Here is a 21,021-nt window from a genome sequence, read left to right on the forward strand (position 1 = left end):
CAACATTTGAGGGAGCCCGCCGTAGACGGGCACTCCTACATCAGATACTACTGGGCAAGGCTGGGAATGGCCTTAATGCGGTCCGCCACTCCGTAGCGAAAAGTCGCGGCGGACCGGCCCTGACATGCGGTGACACCGCCCGGGCGGGCGTCCCTGCGGGGGTTCGGAAGAGGGCCGGCCTGCCCGCTTCGGAGGCCGGGTCCGCGGGGACGGACCGCGCCCACAGGCCTCGATTGGTGTTTTCCCGCGGTTGTCCGTTATGCTGGATCTCGCTGCTTTTACGAGGTTGGCGGTCCGGAAATCGGACCCGATTCCCGGTAGAGGAAGTTGCGCGCGAGTGGCGGAACGGCAGACGCGCTGGCTTCAGGTGCCAGTGTCCGAAAGGGCGTGGGGGTTCAAATCCCCCCTCGCGCACGCAAATACAGAGAACCCCGGTCTTCGGACCGGGGTTCTTCTGGTTTAACCGCCCAAGTCAACCGCCCAAGCAGGCTAACCGCCCCGGCGTGGCTGAACCGGCCCGGGTTTGACTCGCGTCCTGCCGGACCAGGCCGGTGCTGCCCGGCGTGGGAGTCCAAAGCCGGGCCGGTCCGGCCGGGGCCCTGGCCGCGGCTAGGCCCGCAGTGCCCCGAGCCCGGCGATCAGCATCTCGAGGCCCAGGCTAAAGGCGACGTCGGCCTGGTTCTCGTGGCCCTGCTCTGCCAGCCGGGCGACGGCGGCCGTGAAGTTCGGAGTCGACGCCGCCATGCTGCCGGAATCGAAGATGTCCGCCGGTGCCGTGACGTCGTAGGCGGAACCGAAAATGAAGGACTCCAGGGCCACGATGGCCGGGATGATCCGCTCCTGGGGGAAGCCGGCCCGGCTAAACCCCGCACTGACGGCCTCATACATGGCCAGCGTCTTCGGCGCGTCGGTCACCGGCAGCACAGCGATCACCGGGATCAGCGGCGTGTGTTTGGAGAACACGTCCCGGTAGCTCCACGCCCAGTCCCGAACGGCCTGGCCCCACGGCTGGGCGTCGAAAGCGGACACATCCACGAATGACGTCAGGTGGTCCTGGACAAGGACCAGCACGTCCCGTTTGGACGTGACATGGTTGTAGAGGGCCGACGGGGCCACGTTCAGCGTGCGGGCGAGGGCGGCCATCGTGAAACCGTCGTAGCCGCTTTTTCGGATCAGGCGCAGGGCCGCGGCTGTGATGCCGTCCTGGTCCAGAACGGCCGCTGCAGGCCTGCCGACCCGGCGGCGCGGCTTGGCCTCGGGCCGGTGGGAATCAGCTGGGGCGCTTGCGGCTGTCGACATTCCGGACCTCTCTACTGATGGTGTGCAGGGTGACTCTATTGTGCCCTTCTTTGCGGCGCTGTTCGCTATGCGGATTTTTTCGTCCGGGGTCTTCCCCGCCGGAAAGGAAAGGGCTATAGTCAATTCTAAATGAACGGCATTCATTTAGTGGCCTGCATCACTCCCGCGGCCACAGAAAGGAAATCATGCTGGAACTTGACCGCGACGTCGTCATCGTCGGAGCAGGCCCCGCCGGGCTGACCGCAGCCCGCGAACTGAAGAGGGCGGGACTGAGCGTCGCCGTGCTGGAGGCCCGCGACCGCGTCGGCGGCCGAACCTGGACCGACACGATCGACGGCGCCATGCTCGAAATCGGCGGCCAGTGGGTCTCGCCGGACCAGACCGAACTGTTGGCGCTCCTGGATGAGCTTGGCCTCAAGACTTACTCCCGTTACCGGGAAGGTACGTCCGTCTACATTGGCGCCGACGGCAAACGCACTCTCTACACGGGCGACACCTTCCCTGTCAGCGAAACCACCGCGGCCGAAATGGACAAGCTCACCGCCTTGCTGGACACCCTCGCCGCCGAGATCGGCCCCACCGAGCCGTGGGCGCACCCCAAGGCCCGCGAGCTGGACACCATCTCCTTCCACCACTGGCTGCGCGCAAACTCCTCCGACGAGGAAGCGTGCAACAACATCGGCCTTTTCATCGCCGGCGGCATGCTGACCAAGCCCGCGCACGCCTTCTCCGCCCTGCAGGCAGTGCTGATGGCAGCCTCGGCCGGATCCTTCACCCACCTCACCGACGAGGACTTCATCCTCGACAAGCGCGTCATCGGCGGAATGCAACAGGTGTCCCTGCTGGTGGCCGCCGAACTCGGTGACGACGTCGTGCTGGACAGCCCGGTGCGCACCATCACCTGGGGTGGGGCCTCCGCAGGAGAACATACCGGAGGCCACCGCGTGACTGCCGTGTCGGAGCGGGCCACCGTGAAGGCGCGTTTCGTGATCATGGCGGTGCCGCCGAACCTCTATTCCCGGGTCTCGTTCAACCCGCCGCTGCCGCGCCGCCAGCACCAGATGCACCAGCACCAGTCACTGGGTCTGGTCATCAAGGTGCACGCCGTCTACAGCACGCCCTTCTGGCGTGAGGACGGACTCTCCGGCACGTGCTTTGGCGCCGACGCCCTGGTCCAGGAGGTCTACGACAACACCAACCACGAGGACACCCGGGGCACCCTGGTGGGATTCGTCTCGGACGAGAAAGCCGACGCCATGTTCGAGCTGAGCGCCAAAGACCGCCGGGGAGCCATCCTCGGATCGATCGCCGGGTTCCTGGGTCCCAAGGCACTGTCTCCCGAGGTCTATTACGAGTCCGACTGGGGCTCGGAGGAATGGACCCGCGGCGCCTACGCCTCGAGTTATGACCTGGGCGGACTGCACCGCTACGGCAAGGATCAGCACGCCCCCGTGGGACCGATCTACTGGTCATCCTCCGACCTCGCCGCCGAGGGCTACCAGCACGTCGACGGCGCGGTACGGATGGGACGTGCGACGGCGGACCGGATCGTCGCCGCTGACCGGGCCTCGGCCGCTCCCCAGACAGTTACTTCCTAAGAACCCGCCCAACAGCTCAGAAAGGATCGGCCAGATGCGATACGTAGTGGGGTATTCAGCCAATGCCAGGGGCCATGATGCCGTCAACCTGGCCGTCTCGCTGGCACGCGGCCGCGGCGCCAGACTGGACCTTGTGCTGGCGGTGCCGGAAGTCTCCCAGTTCGGCGCGGCCCATGCGCCCAAGGCGGGATTCGAGAACCTGCTGAACGAGCAGGCACGCCAATGGCTCGACGAAGCCCTGGCCCTGGTTCCGGCCGATGTCCCCGCCGAGGCCCACATCCGCAGCGGCGAATCCGATGCCCAGACACTGATCGAGGCTGCGGAGGACCTGGGGGCGGACGTCCTCGTGATCGGGGCGACCAGCAACGGGCTGTTCAAGCGGTTCACCATCGGGTCCGTGGCCGGCGCCCTCCTGCACGCGTCCACGGTGCCCGTGGCGCTGGCACCCCGCGGCTACCACCGCACGGAGGCCCTGACCCGGATCAGCTGCGGACTTGGCAACCGGGCGGGGGCCGAGAAACTGCTCGACTTCGCAATCGGCATGGCCGCGAACCGCAAGGTCCCGCTGCGCGTGGTGTCGCTATTGGCGCTCGACGACGGCGGCTCGCCCGCTGCGGCCGAAGCCGCGCTGGAATACGCGGAGAAAACCGTCGCGATAGCCGCGCCGGTCAACCAGTCGGGCGTCCAGCTGGCGGCCACAACGGAGGTCGTAGTCGCGCAGGGCCGCAGCATCGAGGAGGCGGTGGACCGCCTCGACTGGGAGGACGGCGAGGTCCTGGTGATCGGATCCAGCCGTCTGGCCAGGGCCCGCTCCATCTTCCTGGGCAGCACGGCCAACCGGATCCTGCGGGCCCTGCCCGTGCCGATGCTCGTGGTCCCCAGCGGCTATGAACTCAAGCAGCAGCCCCATTCAACGTCGAATGACACCTCCGGAGAGGCACAGCAATGAGCACCGAACACGCGACGTCCAAGACCTCGCAAAATGAACACGCAGGACTGAGCGCCAAGGGACTCAAGGCCGGGTCGGTGGGGCTGGTCGGTGCCGTCGTCATCGGCGTTTCCTGCATTGCCCCCGCGTACACGCTGACCGCGGCCCTCGGGCCTACCGTCTCCGAAGTCGGGGTCCAGCTGCCGGCGATCTTCCTCGTGGGCTTCATCCCGATGCTGCTGGTCGCGTTCGGCTACCGCGAACTCAACAACGCCATGCCCGACGCCGGCACCTCCTTCACCTGGGCGTCGCGGGCCTTCGGGCCGTGGATCGGCTGGATGGGCGGCTGGGGGCTGATCGCGGCGACCATCATCGTGCTGTCAAACCTGGCAGCCGTGGCGGTGGACTTCTTCTACCTCATGCTGGCCCAGCTGTTCGGAAACCCTGAACTGGCAGACCTCACGCTGAACCTTCCGCTGAACATCGCCACCACGCTGATCTTCATCGCCCTGGCCTGCTGGATCTCTTACCGCGGCATGGAAACCACCAAGGGTGTGCAGTACGTGCTGGTCGCCTTCCAGCTCATTGTGCTGGGCTGGTTCGCCGTGGCCGCGTTCAGCCATGTTGCCGGCGGCACGGCGTTCGATGCCACGGCCATCACCCCGGACTGGTTCAACCCGTTCGCGGTCAGCTCCTTCTCCTCCTTCGCCGCCGGCGTCTCGCTCTCGATCTTCATCTACTGGGGCTGGGACGTCACCCTGACCATGAACGAGGAAACACGCAACCCGGAGAAGACCCCGGGCCGTGCCGCCACCGTCACCGTACTGGTGATCGTGGTCATCTACATGACCGTCGCACTGTCCACCCTGGCCTTCGCAGGCATCGGCGAGGAAGGCCTCGGCGCCGGAAACCCGGAGAACCAGGGCAGCATCTTCGCCGTCCTTGCCGGACCCGTGATGGGCCCCTTCGCGATCCTGATGTCGCTGGCCATCCTGAGCAGCTCGGCCGCATCGCTGCAGTCCACCTTCGTCTCACCGGCGCGGACGCTGCTGGCCATGGGCCACTACAAGGCACTGCCGCACAACTTCGGGAAGATCAGCCCGAGCTACAAGTCCCCGAGCTACGCCACGATCGCCGCGGCCATCGCCGCCGCCGCCTTCTACGTCATCACCCGGACCACCTCAGAGAACGCCCTTTGGGACACCATCACCGCCCTGGGTATGATGATCTGCTTCTACTACGGCATCACGGCCCTGGCCTGCGTCTGGTTCTTCCGTGCGGAGGCCTTCAGCGGTGCGAAGGCGTTCTTCTTCAAGTTCCTCTCCCCGCTGCTGGGCGGCGTCATCCTGCTGGTGATGTTCTTCAAAACCGCCTACGACTCGATGGATCCTGCGTACGGCTCCGGGTCATCGGTGGGCGGAATCGGCCTTGTGTTCATCCTCGGCATGGGAGTGATCCTGCTCGGCGTCGTGCTTATGCTGGTCATGTACAAGATCCGGCCCGAGTTCTTCAAGGGGCAGGTCCTGGCCAAGGGCAAGGGAGCCAGCGCACCGTCCCTGTAGATCCGGACCACGTAAGGTCGCCCCCCCGTTCGGACGAGAACGGGGTGGGCGGCCTATTCGATGATCTTCAGCCCGGTGCCCCAGTTGAACGTCTCATAGGCGGGATTGGCCTGCAGCGCCATGACCAGCAGCTGGAATCCCTCCAGTTCCCGGGCATGGTGCAGTCCGCCGACCTGCAGCGGCCGGAGCCCTGCGGCGGAGGCAAACGCCGCCACCTCGTTGCGGGCCTTCTCGGAGTCGGAAGCGATGAAGACATCCAGCGGCAGCCCGCCGGTGGTGCCCGCGGTCAGCGATCCGGCGAAGGTCGTGTTGAAGGCTTTCACGACGACGGCGCCGGGCAGCAGTGCGGCGATTTCCTCGGCGGCCGAGGTGCCGGGCCCGACGACCAGGGCATCGAAGGTGTCCGTGTTGACCGGGTTGCTGATTTCCACGACGATCTTGCCGCTCAGGGTGTCGCCATAGTGCGTGGCGACTTCCTTGGCCGGGCCGAAGTACAGGGCAAGGACCACGATGTCGCCTTCCGGGACATCACCGAGGCTCCCGGAGGTGGTGCCGCCGCCCAGCTCGGCCGCGAGCGTGGCGGCATGCTCCGGGGTCCGGTCCAGGATCTGGACCGCGCGCCCGGCGGCAACGGCCCGGGTTCCGATGGCCCGCGCCATGTTGCCGCTGCCGATGATGGTGATGTCTGTCATGGTGCTTCCTTCCTGGATAACCGAAGACTGAGCGTGGACCGGCGGGCTCAGCTGCGCGCGGGATCCGCGGTAGGCAGCCCGGCGTCGGATCCGACACCGGCGGCCCGTTCGGCCGCGGACAGTGCCTGTTCCAGCCTGGCAACGGCCGGTGCGTAGCCGGCATCCGCGGAGTCCCGGAGCTGCTCGGCAGCCTTCATGGCCTTGATCAGGGTGGCTGTTTCCTGCCGGCGGGGGTCGCTCATGGCCGGGTAATCGATGCAGCGGGCCGGGTCGAGTTCGTAGCGCTGCCATCGGGCCAGGGCGCTGCGGTGCCGGACGGCGGCTGCTGCGTTGGCCGCTTCCGTCTCCCGGCCGGTCCGGCGGAGTTCCTGCCGGCTGAAGAGCCGCGGCGTCCACAGGTTGGTCCCCACCGCCGTGGCCGCGGCCACAAGAACCAGCAGCAGTCCGGCCCACGGCGAGACCAGGGAGGGCAGAATCACGGCAGGGGCGACGACGGCGAGACCGGCGAAACCGTCCCAGAACACCGCATCCGGCAGCCCGGCGTCGGACGCCAGATGTTTCCGGGCCAGATACACGGTGCCTGCAACCGCGCACACGACGAGGGCGGCCAGGGCTGACACGTGCCAGGCCGCCAGCGGGGCGGGGTCGAATAGAGCTGGCATTCCAACACCTCCAGGGACGCTGCCCGGGGCGGGCGCAGTTCCACTGATTCCATTGGAATCCCTGGCGGCCGGGCCGTCAATGGCCCCCCGGCGCGCCCGGCCGCGCGACCGGTTCACTCGCGGGCCCTCCCCGCGTAGCCTAGGGCCCATGCGACTAAAAATGTGCAGCGTCCATGTCAAGGATCCCGCCGCGGCCCATGAGTTCTATACCGGTACCCTGGGTTTTGAAACCCTGATGGCCCTGCCGGAACACAACCTCTACATTGTGAAGGACCCGGCCGGTGCCGGGGGCGGCGCCGTCGGCCTGCTGCTGGAGCCCAGCGACAACCCCATCGGGGCCACCTATATGAACGGCCTGCACGACGCCGGGATTCCCGCGATCGTTTTCGGCGTGCCCGATGTCCGGGCAGAGTACAAGCGCCTGGCCGCCAAGGGTGTGATGTTCCAGGGCGAGCCGTCCGAGGGGCCCGGCGGGACGACCGTGGTGCTCGATGACGGGTGCGGGAACTTCGTCCAGCTGCACCAGGACTGACCGGCTCCGGGTCCGGCGGGACAAACAGGATGCCGTCCGAGGCGGTGTCCGCTCGCCGGGGAGGGCGGAGCCGGGTTACTCGGCCGCGGCGCGTGCCTTCTTGGCGTCCTTCTTTTCGGCCTCGTCCTTGACCCGCTGGGCTTCGGCGCGGACGGCGGCGTGGGTGGAGCGCTCGGCGACCAGCCACGCGGGGGGAGCCTGCAGCAGCGCGGTGATTTCCGCCGTCGTGAGGGCTTCCTCAACCCCGCCGCGGGCGAGGCCGCTGATGGAGACGTTCAGCTTCTGCGCGACCACCGGACGGGGGTGCGGGCCGGTGCGGCGCAGTTCCGCCAGCCACTCCGGCGGGTTGGCCTGGAGCTCGGCGAAATCGGCGCGGGTAATAACCGAATCCTGGAACTCCTGGGGTGTTGCGGGCAGGTGGATGCCAAGCTTCTTGGCAACGGTGGCCGGCTTCATGGACTGGGAGTTTGCAGAGGTCATACTTCAAGGGTATCCGGCCCGGGGGCCCGCAGGGCACCAGGCAGGCACCGGGCCGGACCTTACTCCAGCAGTGACGGTACTGTGAACATGTGTCCGCAGAAGATGAATCCCCCCAAGCCCCTGACGAAACCTCCGACGTAACCACCGCCGTCCCGGCCGGAGCAGCAGCACGGGAACTGCGCTTCGCGTACGTCGCCGGCGTGACCCCGGGCAAGTGGATCCGGCGCTGGGAAGAGCGCATGCCAGATGTTCCGCTGCACTCCTTTATGTCCGACGACGGCGCCCAGCTCACCGTGTTAAGCGACGGTTCCGCGGACCTGAGCTTTGTCCGGCTTCCGGTGGAGCGCGAGGGCCTGAGCGTCATCCCGCTGTACGAGGAACAGGCGGTGGTGGTGGCGCCCAAGGGCCACGAGATTTCGGTGTTCGAGGAAGTGGCGCTGGCGGACCTGGCCAAGGAGACTTTCCTGGACGTGGCCGAACTCGGCGGACCGGAAATGGCGCTGCAGGTGGTGGCCTCGGGGGCCGGCCTGGTAATCCTGCCGATGTCCGTGGCCCGGCACTTCAATGTCAAGGACACTGTCGCGCGCAAGCTCACGGGCGCACCAGCCACGGAGATCGCCCTCGCCTGGCCGGTGGACACCACCGATGAAGTGGTGGAGGAGTTCATCGGGATCGTCCGCGGGCGCACCGCGGCAAGTTCACGCCAGCCCTCGGCGCAGCAGGAAAAACCCAAGAAGGAGCCCAAGCCGGACCGGCGGGGAACCGGGGTCAAGAAGCCGAAGGTCGCCCAGCGGTACGCACCGAACCCGGACAAGGGCCGCGGCAAGGGATCACGCAAAAAGGGCAAGCGCTAGGCTCCATTCTGCGGGCCGACGCGCTACGGTCCGCAGCCGCTACTGTCCGCTGCCGCTACTTCGCGCAGGCGTCCTTGAGCGCCGTCACGGACTCGGCCGGGACCTGATCTCCCGAGGCTGCGATCTGCTTCAGCGGCGTGGTGATGTCGGACGGGACCCCGGCGGATTCCGCGCCGGCCACGAGGCCGCCGAGGAGTTCTTTGTCCTTCACGCTGACGAGGCCGTCCTCCACGAGGGTGCAGGCCTGTTTCTTCACCTCGGCGGCGGCTGCCGTGGCGACCTGCGAGGCGCCGTCGTTCACGGCCTTCTTGGCGGCATCCTCCACCTGTCCGCACCCGGTCAAGGTGATCATGAGGGCAGCGGCGGACAGGGCGGCGAGGCGGAGTTTCATGCCTCCACCCTAACAAGCGCTCCTGAGCGGAAGCTGGCCGCGCGCCGTTGCTGCAGGACCCTTGCAGGACCCTTGCGGGACCCTTGCCGGCCCTGGGACCGGCTGAGCCCGGGACGCCGCCGCCGCCGTGCCTGCTGACCGTCTGGGGAGTGGGCTTCATGCGCGGACACCTGGCGGCGTCAGCCGGCGTTGTCTCCGCCGAAGCTGGCGACGTAGCTGGGCACCCCGACGGCGTCCGTCGAGACCGGTGCTCCGGTGTCGTTGATGACGTGGTCCAGGGTCCCCGCGCCGAGGTTCACGCTCAGCAGGCTGCGGAGCTTCACTCCGGGCGTGACCGGCACTTCGAAGCCCCGGGTGGCATGAATCGTGGGGTCGACGTTGTTGTAGACGTAGCTTCCGCCGCCCCAGAGTTCGTGGGTCTTGACCGAATCGGCGATCTTGAAGCCGGCCCAGCCCAGGACCCCGTCATGCTGCCAGGCAGCCTGGTTGGGCGCGTCGTAGGGCAGTTCGTTCTGGAAGAACACCGTCTTGCCGTGTTCGCCGTTCCAGATGACGTTGTACTGCTGGTAGTGCTCCACGAATAGGCCGGTGGCCGTGACGTGGTCGCCGTTGATGATGACGCCGTTGTCCCCCGTGTTGGTGGTCCAGCCGACGCCGTTGCCGTGGTCCGCCCGCCAGGCCCAGATGTGGTCCAGGAGCACGTTGTCGCTGTTGACTTCCAGGCTCACGGAGGCCTTGCCCACGTGCGGGCCGCCGATGCGGAAGAACACGTCGTGGAGGGTGGTGGGATTGGCCGGATCGCTGCGGTTCAATGAGTTCGAAGCTCCACCGGCCTCAGGTTTCGTAGCCTTTCCAATTCGCATCAGCGCGGGCGAGTTCACCGCGCCGGCATCCACGGTGACGGCGGCGATATCGACGCCGGGGACATCCGCGACGGTCAGTGGAACCGCGCCATTGATAGCGGTGAGGGTGGCCATGCCGAGCCCGAGCACAACAGTGTTGGCACGCTTGACCTCAATGCTCTGGTCGATGTCGTACACCCCGGGGGTCAGCAGCAGGTTCTTGCCGCGAGCCAGCTGGGAGTTGATCGTCTTGACTGAATCGCCGGGCCTGGCCACGTAGAAGTCGGACAACGGGATGCTGCGCCCGGCCGTCGGGCCGTTTTCCCACGTGGTGCCGGCGGAGTCGGTGCGGACCGCGGGAACAAAGACGCCGTACTGGCCCGCGGCGTCGAGGGTGAGGTATGGCTTCTCCCGGCTCACCGGGGTGCTCGCCAGGTTGGTGTACGGCGGATTCGGGAAGGACTGCGCCGGGGCGCCCGCCACTCCGGAGAAGACCTGGTTCCAGACACCGTTGGACCAGTCGCCGATGCTGCTGTCACGCACGAAGTACTGCTGCTGTGAACCGTTGATCACGGGGCCGGTCTTCGAGTCGGCAATGAACCCACCGCTGGCATACTGCGGTCCCGCGGTGCAGTAGTCCATCAGGGACAGGTTGCCGCCGGTGACGTTGACCCTCCGCATGGGGGAGGCCTGCGAGGCAGCCCAGAAGTTGGCCGAACTCCGGCAGCCCTCGAGGCCGGTGACATTGATGGTGAGGTTGGACAACGAGCGCCAGAAGTTGTTCAGGGCAATGCAGTTGTCCGCGGTCAGGCACCGGTTGTAGACGTCAACGTGCCCGTTGATGGTGACGTCGGTGGGTGAGGCGCCCAGGCCCGCGACCTCCGTCGAATAGCCGACCTGGACGATGAGGGGCTCCTCGGCGCTGCCATAGGTGCCGGGCTTGAACAGCAGGGAGTACCGCTTGGACCCCATTTCGTCGTCGACCTGTTCGGCCGCAATGGAGTCGACCGTGGCCTGGATCTCGGCCACCGGCATGCTGGGGTCAAAAATCCGGACGTTAGGACCGAAGCCCGGATCTCCCGCTTGTGGGACGGCCGGGGCGGCCTGGGGTGCTGCGGGTGAGGAGGGCTGCGGCTTGGCCGCGACCGCGGCAGCTGCGGCTCCGCCGCCGCTGCCGATTAGGCCGATGAGGAGCACGGCAGTGCCGGCGATGGACCGGATCCGGAGGCGCCGCGGCTGCGGAATCCCAGCCGGGACAGCCGCTGGTCGGGCGGGGAATTGGGCTAGCGGCATTGCTGGTCCTGTTCTTTGGGGGGCGGGTTCGACGCGTGCAGCGGGAAACGGCGGTCGATCTAAGCTGGACAACCGAATCTGTGGGAGCGCTCCCGCACTGGAGCGTAACACCACCACCTGCCTGGGGCAAGGATTCGATTCCTGGGGCGGAGTCCGCTCTTGACAACCGGATGTGAGATGGGACACCATGTCCGTGAGAGCGCTCCCACAAGGAATGCCCGGCCCGCCGAACGTGCGGCTGCCCCCATCCGACGACGGAACTTGTACTCCGGCACTGTGAAAACGGATGGGATTTTGACGAAGGAGTCTTCCCTGTGAAAAACCCAAGCAAGTTCTCTGCGCTGTCGGCCGCGGCCGCCTGCCTGGCCCTGTCGCTGACGGCGTGCGGTTCCTCCGCTCCCGAGAAGCCCGGCGCCGAGGAAGCCACCGGTTCGAAGCCGGTGACACTGACCGTTGGCACGTTCAACGAGTTCGGCTACGAAAAGCTCTTTGAAGAATACGAAACGTTGAACCCCAACGTCACGATCGAGCACAAGAAGGCGGCCACCACCAACGAGGCCCGCGACAACCTCACCACCCGGCTGGCAGCCGGGTCCGGATTGTCCGATATCGAAGGCGTTGAGGTCGACTGGCTGCCCGAGCTGCTGCAGTACCCAGACCGCTTCACCGACCTGAGCGACCCGGCTGTCGAAGGACGTTGGCTGGACTGGAAGACCGATGCCGCGAAGACGGCTGACGGTAAGCTGCTGGGCTACGGCACGGATTCCGGGCCCGAGGCTGTCTGCTACAACGCCGGGATGCTCAAGAAGGCGGGCATGCCCACCGAGCGCGAGGAAGTTGCGAAGATGCTGGGCGGGACCTGGGACAGCTACTTCGAGGCCGGCAAGACATTCAAGGCCGCCAACCCGGGCGCGGCGTGGTTCGACTCCGCAGGAGCCATCTACCAGGGAATGAGCAACCAGCTCGAAAAGGCCTATGAGGAGGAAGACGGCACCGTCATCGCGACGGACAACGAGAAGGTAAAAGACACATACAACCGGGTGCTGAAGGCCTCCACGGATGATGGACTCTCGGCCCACCTGGGCCAGTGGAGCGATGACTGGGCCGCCGGTTTCCAGACAGGCGCGTTTGCCACGACCCTCTGCCCGGGCTGGATGCTCGGGGTCATCGAGGGCAACGCAGCCGGAGTTACAGGTTGGGACGTAGCCAACGTCTTCCCCGGCGGCGGCGGAAACTGGGGCGGCTCCTACCTGACGGTCCCGACCCAGAGCAAAAACCAGGCCGAGGCCAAGAAGCTGGCCGGCTGGCTGACCGCCCCCGAGCAGCAGGTCAAGGCTTTCACCGCAAAGGGCACCTTCCCGAGCCAGAAGGCGGCACTGGAAAGCAGCGAGCTGCTGGGCGAGACCAATGCGTTCTTCAATGGTGCCCCCACCGGCAAGATCTTTGCCGAGCGGGCCAAGGCCGTTGAAGTGACGCCGTTCAAGGGCACCAAGTTCTTTGCCATCAACGACGCCATGCAGCAGGCCCTCACCCGTGTGGATGTCGACGAGACGGACGATGCAGCCTCATCGTGGAAGAAGTTCGTCACTGCCGTGAAGTCCCTGTAAGCCATGACGGTTACGGACCAGGTCAAGCCCGGGAGCGCCGGTGCTGAGGCACCTCCGCCGGACGGCGGCGGCAGCGGTGTCCGGCGTCTGGCCTTATCCCAGCAGGTCTCCAAATGGGACGTGAAACTCTCCCCCTACCTCTACATTTCCCCGTTCTTCCTGCTGTTTGGCGTCACGGGCCTCTTCCCGCTGCTGTACACGGGCTGGGTTTCGCTGCACAACTGGAACCTCATCGGCGGGCAGGGGAAGTTCACGGGCCTGGAGAACTATGCGTTCGTCCTGGCGCAGCCCTACTTCTGGAACGCCGTCGGCAACACCCTCAGCATCTTCCTCCTCTCCTCCGTGCCCCAGGTCATCATTGCCCTGGTGATAGCGGCGGTGCTGGACGCGAACCTGCGGGCCCGGACGTTCTGGCGGATGGGGGTCCTGGTTCCGTTCGTCGTCGCGCCGGTGGCGGTGGGCCTGATTTTCAACAACCTCTTCGCGGACCAGTTCGGCCTGGTCAACGAGATGCTGAAAGCGATTGGCCTGGATCCGGTCCGATGGCATTCCGAGTCGCTCGCCAGCCACACCGCGATCGCCACCATGGTGAACTTCCGCTGGATCGGCTACAACGCCCTCATTTTCCTGGCAGCCATGCAGGCGATCCCGCGGGATGTCTTTGAAGCTGCCACGATCGACGGCGCCGGCCGGCTGCGGCAGTTCTTCTCCGTCACCGTCCCAATGCTGCGGCCGACAGTGATCTTTGTGGTCATCACGTCCACCATCGGCGGGCTGCAGATTTTCGATGAGGCGCGGGTCTTCGACCAGTCCGGGCTGGGCGGGGCGGACAGGCAGTGGCAGACGCTGACCATGTACATCTGGGAACTCGGCTGGGGCCAGCGGAACTTCGGCAGGGCCTCCGCCGTGGCGTGGCTGCTCTTTGTGATGATCGTGCTGATTGCCCTGCTCAACTTCGTCATCACCAAGCGCATCGCCAGCCAGGGAGGCCGCAAATGAGCTCCATCCCCATGATCGAACAGAGCGCCGGCAAGGGCGCCGCCCGGGCCGCGGCACGGCGGGGGTCCGGCGCCGGGCGCAAAAAGGGCTCCTCCAGCGTCCGCCGACCCGGCCTCCTGACATATGGCTTCCTCGGCGCCGTCCTGCTCGCATCCCTTTTCCCCCTGTACTGGTCCTTCCTCGTAGGCAGCCACGACAACACGGTCCTGAGCCGCGGCATCCCGCTGCTGCCGGGCGGGAACTTCCTCGCCAACGCGGAGAAAGTCTTCGACAGCATCCCGTTCTGGAAAGCGATGGGCAACAGCCTCATCGTCTCCAGTGTGACGGCGGCATCCGTCGTGGTGTTCTCCACCCTCGCCGGGTTCGCCTTCGCGAAGCTCCGGTTCCGGGGGAGTAAGGGGCTGCTGGTTTTCGTTGTCTCCACCATGGCGGTCCCGACGCAGCTGGGCGTGGTCCCGCTGTTCATCGTGATGTCCAAACTGGGCTGGACCGGCTCCCTGTGGGCCGTCATCATTCCCGGGGTCGTCACGGCTTTCGGAGTGTTCTGGATGACCCAGTATCTCCGGGACGCCCTGCCGGACGAGCTCATCGAGGCGGTGCGGATGGACGGCGCCTCGATGATCCAGGCCTTCTGGTACATCGGATTTCCGGCCGCCCGGCCCGCTGCCGCGATGCTGGCGCTGTTCACCTTCGTAGCCACGTGGACGAACTTCTTCTGGCCGTTCATCGTCCTCGACCCCTCCAACCCGACGCTGCCGGTGGCGCTGCAGCTGCTGCAGGCCGCACACTTTGTGGACTACTCGGTGGTGCTGGCTGGTGCGGTCCTGGCCACCGTTCCACTGCTGCTGTTGTTTGTCGCTGCAGGCCGCCAGCTCGTTTCCGGAATTATGCAAGGAGCAGTAAAAGGATGAACACCACCCCGCTTTCATTCCCCGAAGATTTTCTGTGGGGGGCCGCGACTGCTGCCTACCAGATTGAAGGGGCCGCCCACATCGGCGGCAGGAAGGACTCAATCTGGGACACCTTCTGCCGGGTTCCCGGTGCGGTCGCCGACGGCCACAACGGCGACATCGCCTGCGACCACTACCACCGGTGCGCCCAGGATGTGGCCCTGATGAAGTCGCTGCACCTGAAGGCGTACAGGTTTTCGGTGTCATGGGCCCGCTGCATGCCGGACGGAAGGACACCGAACCCTGAAGGGATCGCGTTCTACTCCCGTCTCGTGGATGAACTGCTGGCCGCAGGCATCACCCCATGGTTGACGCTCTACCACTGGGACCTGCCGCAGGCATTGGAGGACTTGGGAGGCTGGGCTAACCGGGAGACCGCCCGGCTTTTCGCCGAGTACGCCGCCGTGATGCACGAGGCCCTCGGCGGCCGGGTCCGGATTTGGACCACCCTCAATGAACCCTGGTGTTCGGCGTTCCTTGGCTACGCCGCCGGTGTCCACGCCCCGGGACGGCAGGAACCGGCAGCAGCCCTTGCCGCTGCCCACCATCTGCTGCTCGGGCACGGGCTTGCCGTCGCCGAACTGCGCCGGCGAGACCCGGACATGAGCCTTGGCATCACCCTGAATCTCACGGTTGCGGATCCGGCCGACCCCGGCTCCGCGGACGACCGGGATGCGGCCCGCCGCATCGACGGGCTGCACAACCGGATCTTCCTGGATCCGCTCTTCCGCGGCAGTTACCCCGCAGACGTGCTGGACGATGTCGCCGGGCTAGGCTTCGACACCGTCGTGCAAGCCGGTGATCTGGCCGTCATCTCCGCGGCCGTGGACCTGCTGGGTGTCAACTACTACCAGGGCGAGGCCCTCACCAGGGCGGCGTCCCCTGCCGCGCAGCCGGACCGCCCGGAAACCGTGACGACGACGGCGCAGGCCGCGCCGGAGTCCGCCGGCCGGCCGGCGGCATCACCGTTTGTTGCCGCCGACGGCGTGCACTCGGTGCCGCGCGGGCTGCCGGTGACCGGCATGGGCTGGGAGGTCCAGCCCGAGGGTCTATACCGGTTGCTGGTGCGGCTCCAGAGCGAATACACGGGTCCGGCCGGCATCCCGCTCTACATGACGGAGAACGGCGCCGCCTATCCGGACGTTCCCGACGCTGACGGCTTCGTTGACGACCAGGACCGGCTGGCCTATTTTGACGCCCACCTGCGCGCGGTGCGGGAGGCGATCGACGCCGGTGCGGACGTCCGCGGCTACTTGGCCTGGTCGCTGCTGGACAACTTCGAGTGGGCCTACGGGTACCACCAGCGCTTCGGGCTGGTCCGGGTGGACTACGAGACCCTGGAGCGGATCCCCAAGGCCAGCGGCCTCTGGTACGCGAAGGTGGCGGCGTCGAACGGTTTGCCTGCCGGCAAGGTGTCCTCGCACGTGGGATGACCGGGGATGTCGTATTCTCAAGGTGATGAGCGAACAGATCCACCGGGGTGTCCGGCCAGAACCGGCGAGGCCGAGCCCCACCCTTGAAGACCTCGCGAAGGCGGCGGGCGTATCCCGCTCGACTGCCTCGCGGGCCATCAACGGTGGCTCCCGGGTGAGCCCGGAAGCCCAGGCGGCCGTGGAGGCCGCCGTCGTAGCGCTTGCCTACACCCCGAACCGGGCGGCACGCAGCCTGGTCACCCGCCGGACCTCGTCAATTGCCCTGGTCATTCCCGAGCCGGACGCGCGCGTCATGATGGATCCCTTCTTCGCTGCCGTCATAACCGGCGTCAATGAAGCGCTCCGTAGCACCGACATGCAGTTGGTGCTCCTGATGTCCCGGGCAGGTGACGACTCGGCCCGGACCCTCCGGTACCTGCGCGGCGGCCACGTGGACGGAGCGATCGTGGTCTCCCACCACCGTGCCGACGACTGGGCGGAGACCCTTGCCACGACGGGCCTTCCCACTGTTTTCATCGGCAGACCCTGGGACAACAAGCTCGCTGTCCCTTTTGTGGACCTGGACAATTTTGAGGGAGGCCGCCTGGCCGCCCGCCACCTGGCCTCCATTGGACGCACCAGGCTCGGAACCGTGGCCGGCCCGGCCGACATGCCCGCTGCCGCGGACCGCCTGGACGGCTGGCAGCAGGGACTGCTTGAGGCCGGCCTGCAGGCCGGTCCCGTCATCCACGGGGACTTCACGACGGCAGGCGGCGCGGACGCTGCACGACGCCTGCTAGCGGACGTGCCGGAGTTGGACGGAGTTTTCGCGGCGTCGGACCTCATGGCGCTGGGCGTGATCGAGGCTGTTCGGCGCCAGGGCCGGGGCGTGCCCGGGGACGTGGCGGTGGTGGGGTTCGACAACCACGCGCTTGCGGCGGTAAACGGCCTCAGCCTCACCACGGTGAACCAGCCCATGGTGGATATGGCCGTGACGGCCGGGCAACTGCTGATCTCCTGGATTGAGAACCCGGAATTACGGCTGGAACCCGTGATCTACCCGGCCCATCTGGTGGTCCGAGGCAGTACAGCAGGCAGGTCCGCCTGAGCCCGAGGCGGCAAGTCCGGCGGAAAGCAGCGCCTTAAAGCGGGGCCCCGAAAACCGTGTCGGGGCGGGCTTCAAGAAAATCCTTGTGGTTTCGGTCATCAATGCTTAGCCTGTGTGAGAGCGCTCCCACAATCCCCTAAGGGGTGACCCATGGGTGGCTTGCCCGTGAAGCAACGACGCGACACGAAAAAACAGGGAGAGCACATGATGAGCATCCACCACCAATCCGGGGCGGCAGCGGCGAGCCCGGGGAAGACCGGAATCGCTAGATCGCGGACCGGCCGGATCTCATTGATCACGGTTGCCGCCATGCTCTTGAGCGGCTTCGCCGCAACGGGCGCCGCAAGGGCCGAAACCATGCCCGTGGGGAGCGGCAGTTACACCACGGACGCCATCGGCCCGGCGCCGGAAGGGTGTGCGGCACTTGCAACGGACGCCCGCGCCTATGTGACCGACACCGCCCCGGCCGGAGCTGTCCCCACCAATGACTGGTGGTCATCGCTCCTCTTCAAAAAGTACAACTGCGTGGGCAGTGAGCCACTGCACGCCCACCCCCTTTCCTACCTTCCCCAGGCCGCCGGCCTGGGACTCTCAAACACTACGACGCCGACCATGAGCGGAACCCCGGGCGGCATCGGTGAATTCCACTACGCCTACGCACAGGACGTGATGGTCGGCGTCGCTGGACTCACCGCCCCGGTCGTCGAGGTCGCCGACTGGACCGACTGGACCGTCACCCCCTCGTGGAGCGACGGCACCCGGTCGATGACCGCAACCATCGGCCATGGCCTCCCCTTCAGCTGGTACGACATCGCCGGCGGAGACGCCGTCATCACCGCAGGAGCCGACCTGCGCGTCTGGCTCAATGACGGTGAGCGCATCGGTTTCAGCTCCGGGGGCGGTGACTACGTCGCATTTGCCCCCACCGGCGCAGCCTGGACTGCCTCCGGCTCGAAACTGAGCAGCACCCTCGACGGGAAGGGTTATCTCTCCATTGCCGCACTGCCGACGAGCCCCACCGACACGGACGCGGCGCGCACGGCAGTCGCCGACAGCTACACGCCGTACGCGTACGCCAAGGTCACCGGAACCCGGGCTGATTTCGTCTACAACGAGGCCGGTAGCGTGGTTGAGACCACCTACTCGGCCGAGACCAAGGTTCAGGAGGGAACCAACTCCGGCACCGTGCTGTCGCTCTACCCGCACCAGAGCGCCTACCTCGATGGCGTGACCGGCGACGGACCATCGGCCGGAGCGACCCTGGACCGCACCTACGTGTCCCCGCGCGGTGCGATGACCACGCTGGTCGGGGCAACCTCCTTCACCACGGCCACACCCTTCACGGGTGTGCTGCCAGAAGTTCCCGCCGTAGCGACCGGGGCCGGTGACGCCAACGCCCGCCTGGACGCCCTTCTGGACCAAGTGGCGGCCGACCCGATGAGCATCGACAAGGACGACACCTACTGGACCGGCAAGGCCCTCGGCCGCGCCGCCCGCATCGTGGAGATCGCCGACCAGCTCGACCGCACGGCCGTGCGTGACACGGCATTGGCCCAGATGAAGGAGACCCTCACCAACTGGTTCACCGCCTCACCCGGCGAGACCGAACAGGTGTTCGCGTACAACTCCAACTGGGGCACCCTGGTCGGGTTCCCGGCGTCGTACGGCTCCGATAAGGAGCTCAACGACCACCATTTCCACTACGGCTACTTCGTGGTGGCGGCTGCCACCCTGGCACGGTTCGAACCAGAGTGGGCGGCGGATGCTGGCTACGGGAGCATGGTGGATGAACTGATCGCGGACGCCAACAACTTTGATCGCGCCGACACGCGCTACCCGTACCTGCGCGACTTCGACATCTATGCGGGCCACGACTGGGCTTCAGGTCATGGCGCCTTCGGCGCCGGGAACAACCAGGAATCCAGCTCCGAGGGGCAGAACTTCGCCAACGGTCTCATCCAGTGGGGAACGGCCACAGGCGACACCGCCACCCGTGACGCCGGCATCTATCTCTACGCCACGCAGACAGCCGCAATTCAGCAGTACTGGTTCGACAAATCCGGCGCCATGCCCGACTCATTCGGGCACAGCACCGCCGGCATGATCTGGGGCGACGGCGGCACCTACTCCACGTGGTTCAGCGCCGAAGCCGAGATGATCCAGGGCATCAACACCCTGCCGATCACCGGCGGTCACCTGTACCTGGGCCTGCGCCCGGATGACGTTGTGTCCAACTTCGCCGAAATGGTTGACGTGAACAATGGCAACCCGACCGTGTGGCAGGACATCCTGTGGTCCTACCTGGCCCTCGGTGACGGGCCGGCAGCGCTTGCCGCACTGGATAACGACCGTGAGTACCCCGAGGAGGAAGGGGAGAGCCGGGCCCACACCTACCACTGGATTGCCAACCTTGCATCCCTCGGAACGCTGGACAGCGGCATCCACGCCGACGATCCGATGGCAGCCGTATTCACCAAGGACGGTGCCAGGACCTACGTGGCGGGCAACATCACGCCGGATCCCCTCAAGGTGACCTTCTCCGACGGCACCGTTCTCGACGTCGCCGCCGGTAAGACGGCAACGTCCGGCGCGCAGACCTGGAGCGGCGGCGGAGCGCCGAGTGGCACCGAAGTTCCCGGTGATCCGACCGATCCACCGGCGCCCACAACGACGCCGTTCTACCTCAGTGCCGTCGGCTCTTTCCTCGCCGAACCCGGGACGGAACCGACGGCAACGCTCGGGGCGCGTACCGGCGGGGACGCCGTCGGAGACCCCGCATCCGGACTTTCGCTAACCGCAAAGAACTTGAACGGGTCCTTCGCTGGCAGCCGGACCGCGTTCGATATTGGGGTCGACACGTCTGGTGTCGGGAACGGCACACGCCTCAGGGTCTCTTACGACCTGACCGGTGACGGCACCTACGACCGGATCGAAACCTACAACTACCTGGCCACCGATCCGGTGGAAGGATACGAGCGGTACACGGCCGAGCGCGGCTTTGCTTCCGTCGAGGGCGAGCTCGGCGCACTAGTGAACGGGGCCGTGAAAGTCGAGCTGTGGAATGTTCTGGGCAACTCGCCGTCCACCATCGACCTCGCCACCTCGGTGCTCAGGCTGCCCTTCGCGGGGCTCACCCTTGGCGGACCCGCTCCCGAGCCCGAATCACCTGCAGCTCCCGGCGTCCCCGGCGAAGTGAGGCTGAGTCCCGTCAGCGGCTCAGCAATCGACGTGGCCTGGATGGCCCCGGCGGTCACCGGCGCAACCCGGATCACCGACTACCGGCTGCAACGCCGGGCTGCAGGGGCCTTGGAGTGGACGAACGTCTACGACGCGGTAACGTCCACGCCGGGAGCCCGGATCACGGGGCTTACTCCTGGCACCGAGTACCAGGTGAGGGTGCAGGCCTTGTCCGGAGCGGCATCGGGGGAGTTCTCCCGGCCCGTCGCTGCAAGCACGTTCTCCCCGCCCGCCGCTCCGCGCGGTGCGGTGACGAAGGTGCAGGGGAAATCTCTGCTGGTGTCCTGGACGGCCCCGATATCCGACGGCGGTTCTCCCATCACCGATTACCTGATTGAGACGTCCACCGATGGCCTGAAATGGCGGACTTTCGGCGATGGTGTCAGCGACGCGACGAGTGCCAAGATCACGGGACTGCTGGGAAAGACGAACTATTCGGTCCGGATCGCAGCTGTCAGCGACGTCGGCACGGGTGCCTGGCTCACCACCACGGCCACAATCAAGTAGCCCCCAAGAAAGGCAGCCGGCCGCGGCCGCTGCAGCTCCGCCTCACGGAGGGCTGCAGCGGCCGTTTG

General features: G+C 66.6%; 17 protein-coding genes and 1 tRNA gene. 12 read left to right on the plus strand and 6 right to left on the minus strand.

Features of this window, described 5'->3' with window-relative positions:
• Positions 1-331 precede the first annotated feature (331 nt).
• Positions 332-414 (plus strand) — tRNA-Leu (locus tag ACZYZE_RS00575).
• Between the two features lie 195 nt (positions 415-609).
• Here the strand turns inward: ACZYZE_RS00575 and ACZYZE_RS00580 are convergent.
• A complete protein-coding gene (locus tag ACZYZE_RS00580) occupies positions 610-1,299 on the minus strand; it encodes a TetR/AcrR family transcriptional regulator (RefSeq protein ID WP_463905645.1) in 690 nt (229 codons plus the stop codon).
• Between the two features lie 185 nt (positions 1,300-1,484).
• On the opposite strand from ACZYZE_RS00580, the gene ACZYZE_RS00585 reads away from it, so the two are divergent.
• The 3 genes from ACZYZE_RS00585 to ACZYZE_RS00595 are packed head-to-tail and all read left to right on the plus strand — an operon-like array spanning position 1,485 to position 5,387.
• The gene (locus ACZYZE_RS00585; protein WP_459318457.1) at positions 1,485-2,897 is read left to right on the plus strand and encodes a flavin monoamine oxidase family protein; all 1,413 of its coding nucleotides are present in this window, start codon (positions 1,485-1,487) and stop codon (positions 2,895-2,897) included.
• A 34-nt stretch (positions 2,898-2,931) separates the two neighbouring features.
• A complete protein-coding gene (locus ACZYZE_RS00590; RefSeq protein ID WP_459318456.1) occupies positions 2,932-3,846 on the plus strand; it encodes a universal stress protein in 915 nt (304 codons plus the stop codon).
• Entirely contained in the window at positions 3,843-5,387 is a 1,545-nt protein-coding gene (locus ACZYZE_RS00595) for an APC family permease (RefSeq protein ID WP_459318455.1), read from the plus strand. The genes ACZYZE_RS00590 and ACZYZE_RS00595 overlap by 4 nt, the downstream gene beginning before the upstream one ends.
• Positions 5,388-5,440: 53 nt before the next feature.
• Here the strand turns inward: ACZYZE_RS00595 and ACZYZE_RS00600 are convergent, their stop codons facing one another.
• The gene (locus ACZYZE_RS00600) at positions 5,441-6,079 is read right to left on the minus strand and encodes an NADPH-dependent F420 reductase (RefSeq protein ID WP_459318454.1); all 639 of its coding nucleotides are present in this window, start codon (positions 6,077-6,079) and stop codon (positions 5,441-5,443) included.
• A 47-nt stretch (positions 6,080-6,126) separates the two neighbouring features.
• Positions 6,127-6,741 carry a hypothetical protein gene (locus ACZYZE_RS00605; RefSeq protein WP_459318453.1) on the minus strand — a complete coding sequence of 205 codons (615 nt, stop codon included), beginning with the start codon at positions 6,739-6,741 and terminating at the stop codon, positions 6,127-6,129.
• Between the two features lie 148 nt (positions 6,742-6,889).
• Here ACZYZE_RS00605 and ACZYZE_RS00610 point away from each other — a divergent pair, with 148 nt between their 5' ends.
• Positions 6,890-7,273, plus strand: a complete 384-nt coding sequence (locus ACZYZE_RS00610) for a VOC family protein (protein WP_459318452.1) — start codon at positions 6,890-6,892, stop codon at positions 7,271-7,273.
• Between the two features lie 75 nt (positions 7,274-7,348).
• Here the strand turns inward: ACZYZE_RS00610 and ACZYZE_RS00615 are convergent, their stop codons facing one another.
• Positions 7,349-7,753, minus strand: coding sequence for a DUF5997 family protein (locus ACZYZE_RS00615; RefSeq protein WP_459318451.1), 405 nt, complete (start codon positions 7,751-7,753; stop codon positions 7,349-7,351).
• A gap of 89 nt (positions 7,754-7,842) precedes the next feature.
• Between ACZYZE_RS00615 and ACZYZE_RS00620 the strand changes: the two genes are divergently transcribed.
• Positions 7,843-8,607, plus strand: a complete 765-nt coding sequence (locus tag ACZYZE_RS00620; protein WP_463905648.1) for a LysR family substrate-binding domain-containing protein — start codon at positions 7,843-7,845, stop codon at positions 8,605-8,607.
• Positions 8,608-8,662: 55 nt separating this feature from the next.
• On the opposite strand, the gene ACZYZE_RS00625 is transcribed toward ACZYZE_RS00620, so the two are convergent.
• Together ACZYZE_RS00625 and ACZYZE_RS00630 are read right to left on the minus strand one after the other, a co-directional pair.
• Positions 8,663-8,998: a hypothetical protein gene (locus ACZYZE_RS00625; protein ID WP_459318449.1), complete on the minus strand. Its 336-nt coding sequence runs from the start codon at positions 8,996-8,998 to the stop codon at positions 8,663-8,665.
• Between the two features lie 179 nt (positions 8,999-9,177).
• A complete protein-coding gene (locus ACZYZE_RS00630; protein WP_459318448.1) occupies positions 9,178-11,133 on the minus strand; it encodes a pectate lyase-like domain-containing protein in 1,956 nt (651 codons plus the stop codon).
• Between the two features lie 314 nt (positions 11,134-11,447).
• Here ACZYZE_RS00630 and ACZYZE_RS00635 point away from each other — a divergent pair, with 314 nt between their 5' ends.
• The 6 genes from ACZYZE_RS00635 (at position 11,448) to ACZYZE_RS00660 (ending at position 20,953) form a co-directional block, all read left to right on the plus strand.
• On the plus strand, positions 11,448-12,740 hold the full coding sequence (locus ACZYZE_RS00635) for an ABC transporter substrate-binding protein (protein WP_463905650.1): 1,293 nt from the start codon (positions 11,448-11,450) through the stop codon (positions 12,738-12,740).
• A 3-nt stretch (positions 12,741-12,743) separates the two neighbouring features.
• The gene (locus ACZYZE_RS00640; protein WP_459318446.1) at positions 12,744-13,739 is read left to right on the plus strand and encodes a carbohydrate ABC transporter permease; all 996 of its coding nucleotides are present in this window, start codon (positions 12,744-12,746) and stop codon (positions 13,737-13,739) included.
• A complete protein-coding gene (locus ACZYZE_RS00645) occupies positions 13,736-14,650 on the plus strand; it encodes a carbohydrate ABC transporter permease (protein WP_463905652.1) in 915 nt (304 codons plus the stop codon). The genes ACZYZE_RS00640 and ACZYZE_RS00645 overlap by 4 nt, the downstream gene beginning before the upstream one ends.
• Positions 14,647-16,122 (plus strand): glycoside hydrolase family 1 protein, encoded by a 1,476-nt coding sequence (locus tag ACZYZE_RS00650; RefSeq protein WP_459318445.1) that lies wholly within the window; start codon positions 14,647-14,649, stop codon positions 16,120-16,122. Before ACZYZE_RS00645 ends, ACZYZE_RS00650 begins: the two co-directional genes overlap by 4 nt.
• A gap of 25 nt (positions 16,123-16,147) precedes the next feature.
• Entirely contained in the window at positions 16,148-17,209 is a 1,062-nt protein-coding gene (locus ACZYZE_RS00655) for a LacI family DNA-binding transcriptional regulator (RefSeq protein ID WP_459318444.1), read from the plus strand.
• A 204-nt stretch (positions 17,210-17,413) separates the two neighbouring features.
• Positions 17,414-20,953, plus strand: a complete 3,540-nt coding sequence (locus ACZYZE_RS00660; protein ID WP_463905653.1) for a glycosyl hydrolase — start codon at positions 17,414-17,416, stop codon at positions 20,951-20,953.
• Positions 20,954-21,021: the final 68 nt, after the last annotated feature.

The sequence above is a fragment of the Pseudarthrobacter woesei genome (assembly GCF_055412745.1).